The organism is Oceanobacter antarcticus, from assembly GCF_044962685.1.
Classification (GTDB): domain Bacteria; phylum Pseudomonadota; class Gammaproteobacteria; order Pseudomonadales; family Oceanobacteraceae; genus Oceanobacter; species Oceanobacter antarcticus.
Map to the genome: position 1 here is coordinate 224,698 of NZ_JBBKTX010000004.1, position 13,211 is coordinate 237,908.

Below are 13,211 nucleotides of genomic sequence, written 5' to 3' on the forward strand. Positions count from 1 at the left end.
TACTGCATGTGCCGCGATGCCATTTCTGACATTTATTGCTGCCAGATGCAGCCATGACTGCGTCGGATCAAATGTATTTTTTCTTCCCGCTTTAGCATGGACGGACTGACCGGAGGAATCCCCATGACAGAACCCCTTATCGCCGTTGCGATACAAGAACACGGACAATTATCTCCCCACGCAGGCCGTGCTGTGCACTGGAATGTATATGTTGTATCGAACGGCCAGCCAGAGTTGGTCTGGAGTATCCATTTATCCAAAACAGGCAGCCTGCATGAATGGCATGTGCGTGGCGACGGCAATCGACACCCACTGCACGGGGTCGATATAGCTCTCTGCGGCTCAGCCGGAGAAGGTGTAGCCCGTCGACTGGCAGAACGCGGCACCACGTTGGTGGCCACTTCAGAATCCGATCCGATCACAGCGATAACCGCTTATCTCAATAGCACCCTGGCACCCGGACTTCCTCATGAAGAAATAGAATGCCTCGACCCGGAGCATCGCAAAGCAGTGAGTAAGAATTGAGAAAACGCTTGGTCAAGCATATAGGGTAGGGAGCAGGACAGAGCTTGCTCCTTTCATTAACCTTTTTTGGGGTGATAATAACGACCCGGAGTAGCCTCAGAGCCTATTTCAAACGCTGTTTGAAGCCATCCAGCAAGGCTGGGCTGTATTCATCCAGCGATACCGTCAGCTGCCGTTCAGACAGGGTGTTTTCCAGTTCAATGATTTTCTCTTGCAGCTCTGGCAATGTCAGGGTGTTGTCTTCCGCCTCGTAAAGCAGTTTCGCGCCGCGCAGATTGAAGTTCTGGATAACAAACGCGTCACGATCGCCCGCAGCCAGCGCTTGTTCAAGGGTCTTGCTGCTGCGATAAATGCGGTTCAGCTCCCGTTTCAGACGCCACAGATACACCATGTCCGCCATCCAGGGTTTGTCCTTGATGCGGTTAAATAGCAGCGCCACCAGTGCCGCAGCCGTAGCCACCGCGAGTGCATTCAGCAGTGTGCTGGATTCGCCCCCCGCCCATAACGCCCGATACAGTTCGGAAAACAGCAGCGCCAGTACCAATAAAGTAACCACGGCCCCACCCTGTACCTGGTTAAGCCGTTTTTTGTAGGTGGTTTTGTCGATAGAACGAAGCTGCACAATCACCATTCCTGAGCAAGAGAAAGAAGCCGCAGCATAAACCAGAACCATCCATTAAGCAGGTTCTGATCCTTGTTTGCTCTATCACAAAGGCCATCCACCACGAAAATGGCTGATTGCGTTCAACAGGGTATGCCTGTGGTACCCACGACAACCTTGCTGTAACAGATCAACCACCTGCTGTTTGTATGAATAACCGCTATACCGGCGGTGTCAGCATTTCCCGCAGCATCCGGGCATGAGCCTGATAACGGTTTTCCAGTTGCTGCCGGGCGTTATCACTGTCCACCATGCTATCGAACATAAACACCAGTGCCGGCGCTACAATTAAGGCCGGTGACTGAGTCAGGCTGCCATTGCGCAGCGTTCCTGCCATCACGCCTTTCTGTACCAGCGTCTGAAGCCGCTGTTGATAGGGTTGCGATATTAACAAATGCCAATAGCGGACAAATTCCGGCACACGGTTACCGTCCACCAGCACCAGCCGCAGAATGCGGATAACATCCGGATTGGAAAAAGTGGCATACAATGGCTCTACGACGTCAGTAATAATCTTTTCAACCGTTACTGGCCGGTCATCATCCGGAAACTCAACACCAGCGCCATGCTGGTTCAAGCGCTGCTTCAGCAGTTCTTCAAAGATCTGCTCTTTGCTGCGGAAATGATTATAAATGCCGCCTTTCGACAAACCCGCCGCCGCCGCAATGTCGTCCATCCGGGCTGACACAAATCCCTTCTCTGCAAACACCACAAACGCCGCATCAAGAATCTGCTGAATACGTAATTCAGGCGACAATCGCCGACGTCCGGCTGCCGTGGCGGCAATGGTTTTGCCTGATTGTTTATTGGTCATGTTGCTGTTCACCATTCCTTACTCCAACGGCCCCGGCTAACCAATAGTCACTACGGTGAAACACTGTGTTAGCGGCTCACAGCGGCGCTATCTGAGCAACGCGCTACACAGATCAATAAATCATCATTGTCAGTCATAAAACACCGCCCTATAGTTGTCCGCAGGATTACCGACTGATCAGTCGCTAATAGTGGATAACAGTCTGCGGCCTGGCAATTAAAAATTCAGCGACGCGCATAAAATCAGGACTTCCATCATGAAAACGGCTTTCAGCAACAAACGTATTCCCGCCTTTATCCTGTTCGTCGTCGTTCTGGCCGGCTGGTTTATCTGGAGCAGGCTGGACAGCACCAACACCACGGAAGGTTTTGTCAAAGGCAATGGCCGTATTGAAGCCACCGCCGTGGATGTCGCCACCAAACTCGGCGGACGGCTGGAGTCATTACTGGTGAAAGAAGGCGATTTTGTTATTGCCGGGCAAAAGCTGGCAGTGATGCAGAGTGATTCCTTGCTTGCCCAGCGCGATCAGGCTTTAGCTCAACTGGCGCAAACCAAAGCAGCCGTGGCCAGCGCCAAGGCGCAGGTGGCCATGCGCGAAAGTGACCTGGCGGCCCTGCAGGCCACGCAGGTTCAGCGTGAAACCGAGTTGGACAGCGCCCAGCGCCGCTACCGCCGTTCGGTACAACTGGCCAAAGAAGGTTCGTTGTCAGATCAGGTTCTGGATGATGACCGCGCCGCTGTACGCACCGCCGAGGCCACACTGAGTGCCGCCAAAGCTCAGGTCGCTGCCGGCAGAGCTGCTATTGAAGCCGCCAAAGCCCAGGTCATCGGGGCCGAATCCAATGTAAATGCCGCAGCGGCCACCGTCGCCAGTATCGAAACCGATCTGACCGACAGTATTCTTACTGCCCCACGGGATGGCCGGGTACAGTATCTGGTGACTCAGCCGGGTGAAGTACTGGGCGCCGGTGGCAAGGTGATCAACATGATCGATCTGTCAGACGTCTATATGACCTTTTTTCTGCCCGAAACTGTGGCGGGTCGCATCGCTCTCGGGCAAGACGTGCATCTGGTGCTGGACGTAGCGCCGGATTATGTCATTCCGGCACAGGTGTCGTTTGTTGCGTCCACCGCCCAGTTCACCCCCAAAACCGTCGAAACGGCAAGCGAACGGCAGAAACTGATGTTCCGGGTGCGCGCACGGATATCGCCACAACTGTTGCAGAAATACATCACTCAGGTAAAAACCGGGCTGCCCGGCGTGGCGTGGCTGAAGCTCGATGAGGCAAGCGCATGGCCCGCAGAGCTGACCGTTAATCTGAGTGCAGAATAAGCCATGACCACACCTCAGGTAGCCCACCTCAGTCATGCCAGCCTGCATTACGGCAAGACCTGTGCACTGGACGACATCTCGCTGGATATTCCCGGCGGCGTCATGGTCGGTTTACTGGGCCCCGATGGCGTAGGGAAATCCAGCCTGCTGTCGTTGCTGGCCGGTGCCCGGGCAGTACAGGACGGTAAGGTTACTGTCCTTGGCGGCGATATGAGCAACAAGCGTCACCGCGATCTTGTCTGCCCTGACATTGCCTATATGCCACAGGGCCTGGGTAAAAACCTGTATCCGACCTTATCGGTGGAAGAAAACCTGCAGTTTTTTGCCCGCCTGTTTGGCCATAACTCCATTGAGCGCCGCCAGCGTATTGATCACCTGACCAAAAGTACTGGTCTGTATCCGTTTCTGACGCGTCCGGCCGGCAAGCTGTCCGGTGGCATGAAGCAAAAGCTGGGGCTGTGCTGCGCGCTGATTCACGATCCGGATCTGCTGATTCTGGACGAACCCACCACCGGTGTTGACCCGCTGGCGCGGGCCCAGTTCTGGCAGCTGATTCAGAGCATCCGCGCCAGCCGGCCACAGATGAGTGTGGTGGTCGCCACCGCTTATATGGATGAAGCACAAGGCTTTGACTGGCTGGTAGTAATGGATGACGGCAAAGTACTGGATACCGGCACGCCGGATGAATTACTGCAGAAAACTGCCACCGAGTCATTGGAAGCGGCGTTTATTGAACTGCTGCCGGACGACAAAAAAGCAGGCTATGCACCGGTCAATATTCCACCACTGCCGGACGATGGTCAGGACATCGCCATTGAAGCCACCGACCTGACCATGCGCTTCGGCGATTTCACCGCCGTTGACCATGTGAGCTTTCGCATCCGCCGTGGCGAGATTTTCGGTTTTTTAGGTTCCAACGGCTGCGGCAAATCCACCACCATGAAAATGCTCACCGGTCTGCTGCCCGCCACAGAAGGCCAAGCCTGGCTGTTCGGTAATGAGGTCGATCCCCATGACATCGCTACCCGCCAGCGGGTGGGTTATATGTCACAGTCTTTTTCGTTGTATGGCGAACTCAGCGTAGAGCAGAATCTGGTGCTGCACGCGCGCCTGTTTCATGTACCGGAAGACGAAGTTCAGAGCCGCGCAGAAGAAATGATCCAGCGTTTCGATCTCCATGAGGTGCGAGGCTTTCTGCCGGAAAAACTGCCCATGGGCATACGTCAGCGCCTGTCGTTGGCCGTGGCCATGGTGCATAAACCGGAACTGCTGATTCTCGATGAACCTACGTCAGGCGTGGATCCGATTGCACGGGATAATTTCTGGCGGCTGTTAATTGAACTGTCGCGCCGGGATCGGGTGACCATTTTTATTTCCACTCACTTTATGAACGAAGCACTGCGCTGCGACCGTATGTCGATGATGCATGCCGGCAAGGTGCTCGACAGCGATAAACCCGCCAGTCTGATCAGCAAACGTAACGCGACAACGCTGGAAGAAGCCTTTATCAGCTACCTGATGGAAGCCAGCGGAAACCAGACCAGCGCCGCCAACCCAGAAGAAGATATTGCCGCGACCGGCAGCCATAACGAAATAACCCCGCCCGGCAGCCAACGTCCGCCACGTTTTTCAACGCAACGCCTGTGGAGCTATTTGTGGCGCGAAACGCTGGAATTGCAGCGTGATCCGGTACGGGCAACACTGGCACTGGCCGGTTCACTGATTCTGATGCTGGTCATGGGGTATGGCATCACCATGGATGTTGATAACCTGCCCTATGCGGTGCTGGATTATGACCAGAGCACCCTCAGTCAGAATTATGCGCTGAACCTCACCGGCTCCGCTTATTTCAGCGAAAAAGCCCCGCTCCGGGATTACGCCGATATGGACCGCCGCATGCGTTCCGGCGAACTGTCACTGGCGATTGAAATTCCGCCCGGCTTTGGTCGCAGCGTACTGCGTGGCGATCAGGTCGATATCGGCGTCTGGATCGACGGTGCCATGCCGTCCAGAGCAGAAACCGTGAAAGGCTATGTCAGTGGTATGCACACCCTGTGGTTACAGGATCAGGCGCGCCAGGGTGGCAATGCCGGAGCCCTCAGCAGTGCGGTTGATGTCGCAACCCGCTTCCGCTACAACCCGGATGTCAAAAGCCTGCCAGCCATGGTGCCAGCGGTGATTCCGATTCTGTTGCTGATGATGCCGGCCATGCTGACCGCGCTGGCGGTGGTGCGGGAAAAAGAGCTGGGTTCCATTATTAATCTGTACGTCACCCCGGTCACCCGCACCGAATTTATTCTTGGTAAACAATTGCCTTACGTGGGCTTTGCCATGATCAACTTCTTCCTCATGAGTCTGCTCGCCGTCACCTTATTTGATGTGCCAGTGACCGGCAGCTATCTGACCCTGACCCTCGCCGCCCTGTTATTCAGTTTTGCCGCTACCGGCATGGGCTTACTGGCCTCAGCAGTCACCAAAAGTCAGATTGCGGCGATGTTCTTCGCCATGGTCGGCACCCTGATTCCGGCGACCCAGTTCTCCGGCCTGACCGATCCGGTCAGTTCACTGGAAGGCAGCGCTCAGGTTATTGGTCAGATCTATCCGGCCACCCATATGGTGACCATCAGTCGCGGTGTATTCAGCAAAGCGCTGACCCTGAATGATCTGTATGCCTCGTTCTGGCCGCTGCTTGTTTCGATACCCGTGATTGTTGGTACCGCCATTCTGCTGCTGAAAAAACAGGAGCGCTGAAATGGATTTGAATAAGATGGGACGCCACCTGATCAATATTTATCGCCTCGGCATCAAAGAACTGTGGAGCCTGTGGCGTGACCCAACTATGTTGGTACTGATTATTTTCAGCTTCACCTTCTCGGTCTATACCGCTGGCACCTCAATGCCGGACTCACTCAACAAAGCCCCCATCGCCATTGTTGATGAGGACGGTTCCGCACTGTCACAACGGATTATTTCCGCCTTTTACCCGCCCTATTTTATGCCGCCGGAAATGATCACTCTGAAAGCCATGGATGCTGGTATGGACGCCGGACTTTATACCTTTGTGGTGAATATTCCGCCGGATTTTCAACATGATGTACTGGCCGGACGGGAAGCGGAAATTCAGCTCAATGTCGATGCCACGCGCATGAGTCAGGCCTTTACCGGCAGCGGCTATGTGCAGCAGATTGTGCAGGCGGAAGTCAGTGAGTTTTTACAACGCTACCGCAGCAATACTGAACTGCCGGTAAATCTGGCCGTGCGGGCGCGTTTTAATCCGGCGCTGGATCAGTCCTGGTTCGGCAGTCTGATGCAGATTATCAACCAGATCACCATGGTTGCCATTATTCTTACCGGCGCCGCGCTGATCCGGGAACGGGAACATGGCACCATCGAACACCTGCTGGTAATGCCGGTCACGCCGACAGAAATCATGCTGGCCAAAGTCTGGGCGATGGGATTTGTCGTACTGATTGCCGCCGCCCTATCGCTGAACGGTATGGTACGCGGCATTCTTAATGTGCCGATAGAAGGGTCGTTACTGCTGTTTTTCAGCGGTGCCGCGCTGCATTTGTTTGCCACCACCTCAATGGGGATTTTTCTCGCCACCCTGGCCCGCAGCATGCCGCAGTTCGGGCTGCTGATGGTATTGGTGATGATGCCGCTGCAAATGCTGTCCGGTGGCACCACACCCCGTGAAAGCATGCCGGATTTTGTGCAGCATATAATGCTCCTCGCCCCGACCACCCACTTCGTTGAACTGGGCCAGGCGATTCTGTATCGCGGTGCGGGTTTTGATGTGGTGTGGCCACAGTTCCTGGCCTTGCTGCTGATCGGTGCCGTGCTGTTTGCTTATTCGCTGGGACGTTTCCGCAAGGCCATCATACAGATGGCCTGAGAGATGTTTGGGGTAATGAGATAATGTGGGTACAAGTAAAGCGGCATCAAGTCCGGCACCAGGAATTCCCAGACGCCTCCCCACGTCACCCATGCCCTGCGAGACGTGGTGCATACGGTATCAGCACAGAAATATCCGCAACGTTTTACTGAAAAACACTCGCTTGCTAACGCATCGGCGGCATACCGCCGCCAAAGCCGGGTGGCAAACCACCACCTGGGCCACCCATGCCGCCGCCATTTCCGCCCATGGCGCGCATCATCTTTTTCATGCCGCCCTTGGCCGTGACTTTTTTCATCATTTTCTGCATTTGCTTGTGCTGTTTCAGCACCCGGTTAACGTCCTGAATCTGGGAGCCAGAGCCGTTGGCGATACGTTTTTTACGCGAACCGTTAATTTTGTCCGGGAAGCGGCGTTCATCCAGCGTCATGGAGAAAATAATCGCTTCCATCTGCTTGAACTGGCCCTCTGCCGCAGCGGTTTGCTTGGCCATCTGATTCACATTACCCATGCCAGGCAACTTGTCGAGCATGCCGGTCAGGCCACCCATGTTTTTCATTTGCTGCAACTGGTCGAGGAAATCTTCAAGATCGAAGCCCTTGCCCTTTTGCAGTTTTTTCGCCAGTTTGTCAGCCTTGGCCTTGTCGATATTACGTTCGGCTTCTTCGATCAGGGTCAGTACGTCACCCAGGTCGAGAATCCGCGACGCCACGCGATCGGGATGGAATGGCTCCAGGGCATCGGTTTTTTCACCCATCCCCATAAACTTGATCGGCTTGCCAGTGATATGACGCACCGACAACGCTGCACCACCACGAGCATCACCATCGGCTTTGGTCAGCATGACACCAGTCAACGGCAGTGCTTCGCTGAATGCCTTGGCGGTATTGGCGGCATCCTGACCCGTCATGGCGTCCACCACGAACAGGGTTTCAATCGGATTGATGCCAGCGTGTAACGCCTTGATCTCGGCCATCATCGCATCGTCGATGGCGAGACGCCCGGCGGTATCCACCAGCAGCACATCGGCGTGGGCTTTTTTCGCCGCCTCGATAGCACCTTGAGCAATGGCCAGTGGCTTCTGGCTGATATCCGATGGATAAAACAGTGCACCAACTTCGCTGGCAAGGGTTTCAAGCTGCTTGATCGCTGCCGGACGATAAACGTCGGCAGACACCACCATCACCTTTTTCTTTTCGCGCTCGGCCAGATACTTGGCCAGCTTGGCAACCGTGGTGGTTTTACCCGCCCCCTGCAAGCCAGCCATCAGGATAACAGCCGGTGGCTGGGTCGCCAGATTCAGCTTTTCATTGGCCTCACCCATGACGCTTTGCAGCTCTTCATGGACGATTTTCAGGAATACCTGACCCGGATTCAGACTCTTCAGAACCTCGGTACCAATGGCGCGCTCTTTGACTTGGTCGGTAAAGGCTTTCACCACCGGCAAGGCAACGTCGGCTTCCAGCAGCGCCATGCGAACTTCACGCACGGTGCCTTTGATGTTTTCTTCGGTTAACTTGGCCTGGCCGGAAATGCTTTTGAGGGCTTTGCCAAGTCGGTCGGTCAAACTTTCGAACATAATGACAACTCGTATGCTGGGTACGTCTGGCCGGGACTGGATAACCGGGCCGGCGCCCCGTTTGCGAAAAATAACGCCAAGTATACCCTCTTTAAAGGCGGTTATCCTTACGCCTGTTGGGCGAATTCGCCGCCGTAACGAATTAACCGGGATCGCGACCGCAACATGGAATAATCACAAGATTTTGTTACGGTACTATCCCCATAGCACTACCCATAGCACTACCCATATAGCACCTGCCCCAGGCTCCGGCGCACAATACCGAGCCATATGTAACAAGTGTTCATCAATACCACAGCGCCCATGGCGGCAAGACAGGGAGACCTTATGTTTACGGCGTTTTCACCGGAGTTGCTGGTATTTTTGCGCCAGCTGCAAGAAAACAATAACAAGGCCTGGTTCGAGCAACACAAGTCCGACTATGAGCTTCAGGTTCGTGGCCCGGCACTGGCGTTTATTGCTGCCATGGAAATGGAGATCCGCGCTATCTCGCCCTATTACGAAGCCGTCGCCAAAAAAGTGGGCGGCTCGTTGATGCGGCCCTATCGGGATACCCGCTTTGCCAAAGACAAGACGCCCTACAAGCTGAATGTTGGTATCCAGTTTCGCCATGAGTCTGGCAAAGATATCCATGCACCGGGATTTTATTTACACATTGCAGCGGACGAGATATTTGTTGGCGTCGGCGTCTGGCACCCGGATTCGGTAGCGCTGGGAAAAATCCGCGACGCGCTGGCCGAACGACCGGCACGCTATCTGGATGCTATTGGCGATAACGACTTCCAGCAATATTTTCGACTGGATGGCGACAGCCTGATACGCCCGCCCAAGGGCTACGACAAAGATCACCCTCAAATAGACGAGCTCAAGCGTAAGGATTTTATTGCCTTGGCGGCGCTGGATGAAGAGACGCTCTATCAACCCGACTGCTGTGATCAGATTGCCCGGCGCTTCCGTGCTGCGAGCAATTTTCAGGGCTGGTTATGTGATGCCTTGGGGTTGCGATACTGAACTGTCAATACAACTGAATGGCATCGACTTTGCGAAGTCGGGGCCATGTGCGACACTGGCCGCGTCTTTTTGGAAACTTGGTTATGTCCGAATTTATTGTTGCCTTGCCCGCTGTGGTTTTGTATCTGTTTTCTGCATTTCGTCAGTGGCAAACCATTAGTGGAGACCGTCCAGCCAATCGTAATCTGGTACTGACTCTGGCCATGCTGGCGGCGCTCACGCACCTGGGTTTTCTGCTCTACGGTGCCGTCACCAGTGACAGCGCCCATCCCGGAATCAACTTTGCGTTTTATAATATTGGCTCGGTCATTGGCTGGGTCATTACGCTGCTGTTGCTGTTTTCCAGTTTGAAAAAGCCGGTCGAGAATCTGTTTGTTGGCCTGTTTCCAATGATCGCTGTGCTGTTGGTGGTGTCTTCGTTCTCTCAACAACGTGAAACACTGGATCACCTCAGCTACGGCCTGGTCTGGCATATATTGTTATCCATTCTGGCGTACAGCGTGTTTGTGATTGCCGCAGTGCAGTCGGTATTGTTGTCCTTGCAGGATCACCATCTGCGCAAGCACAAGACCCACGGTCTGATTCAGGCACTCCCGCCGCTGCAAACCATGGATCTGTTGCTGATTGAAATGATCTGGCTGGGGATGATCCTGCTGACGCTGGCGTTTGCGATTGGCTGGCCCAGTGTGGTTGACCTGAAAGAGCAGCATCTGCTCCATAAAGTGGTCTTTGCCTCGATCGGCTGGGCCGTATTTGCGATGTTGCTGTTTGGTCGTTATCGCTTTGGCTGGCGTGGTGTTACCGCCAGTCGCTGGACACTGATTGGCACCGGGTTTCTGGTGTTGTCGTATTTCGGTTCCAAGTTTGTGCTGGAAATAGTGATCGGCAAATAGCCACACCTGACAGATGCACTCCGCAATGCATCTGTCAGGCTATGCCACAACATCAATACCATCAGTACCATTCCCGGATGACCGGCTAACCACGCTGGCGGATCAGCTGTAAATATTCTGCGATACTTTTCATCAGACCCTGATACACCCAGAACGCATCTTCACTGTCGACTTTTTTGAGTTCGGCAATGGCATTCAACCAGCGGCTTAACCGTTTCATCACTGTTTCGATGCTCATCACCACCCAGGCATCATTGGCAATGTACTTGTCCATGATGTAATCGAGACGATCAAACGTGTGTTTCAACAACGGATAGCTGGTGCTGAATTCCTTGCTCTGCTGGATCTCAACAAAGTGTTCGAATGCTTCATCGCAATAGTGTCTGGGTTTACTGGCTTCAGCCAGGTAACTGGCTTGATAGGACACCATCAGGCTATCGAAGTTTTCCACAAACGCAGGCTCGGAATTCAGCTCGATAAAGGGAGTCAGGGTGTCGATAACAAAGCCGTAGACCTTCGACACTTCACCCGCCATGGCATTGAAGGTTTGCAAAAATTCAGGCTTTGGCAAATGGCTGGTGATGGTACGACCAATCTCCAGCCATTCAGCCTGAGTGACGGTAACCGTAGACAACTCTTTAAGAACGGTCAGCTCGTTGTTCATCAGTGGACTCCATGGCTCAGGCTGCGGTCAGGTCGGATATTCCGGCAATGCAGGCGTTGTCTTTTACCGCGTGCAGGGCGTTGTCGAACAACATCTGATCCGCAAACAAGGCGCTTTTAGCGATGATTTGGCCGTGGGTATCTTTAATCACAAAAAACGTCTCACCAGCTGGCGTTTTACCTGCGGCGATTTGATGCCCCATAAGAGAACCCAGCTTCACGTCTTTAATTCCTTGCTCGGCTGCGGCTTTGTTCGGGTAATCCCCACTGAGCAGTAGCATGTCGCCGCTGCTGCTGAGCAACTCAAAGGTGAACTCCTGGGTTTCGGTGGTTTTCAGTTCAAACGTCACTGACATAACTGGCTCCTGTCGCGTTTTACGCATTGCTGGTTATTGGATGGGTCTCCAAATAGAGAGCAATCCAGGTGCCATAGCAAAACACTCTCATTTGACCCCTTTGCTTGGAGTTTGGTGGGCTTTTTTGTCGTTAAACCGACAAGGGTGTCAGGAATCTGCTAGCACATTGCAATCCCGTCAGGTCGGGAAATAGCATGAATTTAACGTTGATAAAGCAGATTCTTGAACTCTCAACGGCAAATCCATCCAATCTCTTAATAGCGACTAATAAATAGACACTCAATTGATGGGAGATCAAACAATGGATTTAATGAGCTTATTGGTATTTTTGCTAATTGGTGCGGTTGCCGGCTGGTTAGCTGGCACGCTGAAGCGCGGTGGCGGATTCGGTTTTTTCGGTAACATGGTCATTGGCGTTACCGGAGCATTTATCGGTGGTTTTGTCTTTAACTTGCTGGGGATTGCTGCCGTTGGATTTATCGGTTCGGTCATCATGGCAACGGTGGGGGCGCTACTACTGCTGTACATTGGCAGCGTTATACGCCGAGCCTAGCAGGCGGTTGATTTTCTATCTGCGTTGTTGTCACTGCGGTGTTAAAAACAGGCCTGAATCGGTCATTTATCAACCATAAACTCCCTCTTTTCTCCTATTTTTGCCTTGCATTGACTGCCTCGAAAACAAAAATCAACAGCCTGCTAGTGTCCCTTAACAAAAGTTCACTTGGTATTTATCTTATCTGATAATCGAGCAATGGACTCGATGATCTGGTCAGCAGTTTTTTGCCACACAAAGGGCTTCGGATCATTGTTATAAACGGCCAAATATTCCCTGATGGAGGCTTCCAATTCACGAGTGCTTCGATGGGAATTTCGCTTAATCCATCGCTGGGAAATCAAGGCAAAGAATCTTTCGACCAGGTTAAGCCATGACGTTGACGTGGGCGTAAAGTGGATGTGGTAACGGGGGTGAGAGGCGAACCAGCTTCTCACCTTTTCTGTTTTATGCGTACTGTAATTATCCATGACCAAATGGATGTCGAGATGTTTGGGGACTTCTCGTTCAATTGCTCTCAGAAAGGACAGAAACTCTTCTGCACGGTGGCGCTGGTGAAGCCTGCCAATCACCTCACCGGTTGCAACATCCAGAGCCGCAAAAAGCGTCGTGGTACCATGACGGATATAATCATGTGTTCGTGTTTCGGCATAGCCAAATGACAACGGTAGTGCGGGTTGCGTCCGGTTCAAGGCCTGAATCTGACTCTTTTCATCGACGCACAACACCAATGCCTTGTCCGGAGGGTTCATATACAAGCCAACGATGTCGTGAACCTTTTCAACAAAGTAAGGATCTCTCGATAGTTTGAAGGTTTCCAGACGATGTGGCTTCAGACCAAAGGCTCGCCATATCCGACTGATCGCCATGGCATTCAGTCCGGTTTCTTTCGCCATCAGAGTGGTTGACCAATGGGTTGCGTTTGCCG

13 protein-coding genes are annotated in these 13,211 nt (G+C 53.3%); 7 read left to right on the top strand and 6 right to left on the bottom strand.

Features of this window, described 5'->3' with window-relative positions; all coding sequences use genetic code 11:
- Positions 1-123: 123 nt before the first annotated feature.
- On the top strand, positions 124-525 hold the full coding sequence (locus WG929_RS05020) for a NifB/NifX family molybdenum-iron cluster-binding protein (protein WP_416205140.1): 402 nt from the start codon (positions 124-126) through the stop codon (positions 523-525).
- Positions 526-628: 103 nt separating this feature from the next.
- Here the strand turns inward: WG929_RS05020 and WG929_RS05025 are convergent, their stop codons facing one another.
- Together WG929_RS05025 and WG929_RS05030 are read right to left on the bottom strand one after the other, a co-directional pair.
- Entirely contained in the window at positions 629-1,147 is a 519-nt protein-coding gene (locus WG929_RS05025) for a DUF3087 family protein (RefSeq protein ID WP_416205141.1), read from the bottom strand.
- A gap of 199 nt (positions 1,148-1,346) precedes the next feature.
- Positions 1,347-2,000 (bottom strand): TetR/AcrR family transcriptional regulator, encoded by a 654-nt coding sequence (locus WG929_RS05030; protein ID WP_416205142.1) that lies wholly within the window; start codon positions 1,998-2,000, stop codon positions 1,347-1,349.
- 256 nt (positions 2,001-2,256) lie between these two features.
- On the opposite strand from WG929_RS05030, the gene WG929_RS05035 reads away from it, so the two are divergent.
- The 3 genes from WG929_RS05035 to WG929_RS05045 are packed head-to-tail and all read left to right on the top strand — an operon-like array spanning position 2,257 to position 7,228.
- Complete coding sequence (locus WG929_RS05035; RefSeq protein WP_416205143.1) at positions 2,257-3,333, top strand: HlyD family secretion protein; 1,077 nt, start codon at positions 2,257-2,259, stop codon at positions 3,331-3,333.
- A 3-nt stretch (positions 3,334-3,336) separates the two neighbouring features.
- A complete protein-coding gene (gene rbbA, locus WG929_RS05040; protein ID WP_416205144.1) occupies positions 3,337-6,084 on the top strand; it encodes a ribosome-associated ATPase/putative transporter RbbA in 2,748 nt (915 codons plus the stop codon).
- A 1-nt stretch (position 6,085) separates the two neighbouring features.
- On the top strand, positions 6,086-7,228 hold the full coding sequence (locus WG929_RS05045; RefSeq protein WP_416205145.1) for an ABC transporter permease: 1,143 nt from the start codon (positions 6,086-6,088) through the stop codon (positions 7,226-7,228).
- Between the two features lie 166 nt (positions 7,229-7,394).
- On the opposite strand, the gene ffh is transcribed toward WG929_RS05045, so the two are convergent.
- Entirely contained in the window at positions 7,395-8,807 is a 1,413-nt protein-coding gene (ffh, locus tag WG929_RS05050; protein ID WP_416205146.1) for a signal recognition particle protein, read from the bottom strand.
- A gap of 327 nt (positions 8,808-9,134) precedes the next feature.
- On the opposite strand from ffh, the gene WG929_RS05055 reads away from it, so the two are divergent.
- Positions 9,135-9,818, top strand: a complete 684-nt coding sequence (locus WG929_RS05055) for a DUF2461 domain-containing protein (RefSeq protein WP_416205147.1) — start codon at positions 9,135-9,137, stop codon at positions 9,816-9,818.
- 83 nt (positions 9,819-9,901) lie between these two features.
- Positions 9,902-10,711 carry a cytochrome C assembly family protein gene (locus WG929_RS05060; protein WP_416205148.1) on the top strand — a complete coding sequence of 270 codons (810 nt, stop codon included), beginning with the start codon at positions 9,902-9,904 and terminating at the stop codon, positions 10,709-10,711.
- An 85-nt stretch (positions 10,712-10,796) separates the two neighbouring features.
- On the opposite strand, the gene WG929_RS05065 is transcribed toward WG929_RS05060, so the two are convergent.
- Complete coding sequence (locus WG929_RS05065; RefSeq protein WP_416205149.1) at positions 10,797-11,375, bottom strand: hypothetical protein; 579 nt, start codon at positions 11,373-11,375, stop codon at positions 10,797-10,799.
- 16 nt (positions 11,376-11,391) lie between these two features.
- The gene (locus tag WG929_RS05070) at positions 11,392-11,730 is read right to left on the bottom strand and encodes a YegP family protein (protein ID WP_369856443.1); all 339 of its coding nucleotides are present in this window, start codon (positions 11,728-11,730) and stop codon (positions 11,392-11,394) included.
- A gap of 301 nt (positions 11,731-12,031) precedes the next feature.
- On the opposite strand from WG929_RS05070, the gene WG929_RS05075 reads away from it, so the two are divergent.
- Positions 12,032-12,283 (top strand): GlsB/YeaQ/YmgE family stress response membrane protein, encoded by a 252-nt coding sequence (locus WG929_RS05075; RefSeq protein ID WP_369856442.1) that lies wholly within the window; start codon positions 12,032-12,034, stop codon positions 12,281-12,283.
- A 164-nt stretch (positions 12,284-12,447) separates the two neighbouring features.
- Here the strand turns inward: WG929_RS05075 and WG929_RS05080 are convergent.
- Positions 12,448-13,211, bottom strand: a 764-nt coding sequence (locus WG929_RS05080) for an IS630 family transposase (RefSeq protein WP_416205150.1), incomplete at its 5' end; no start/stop codon positions are given.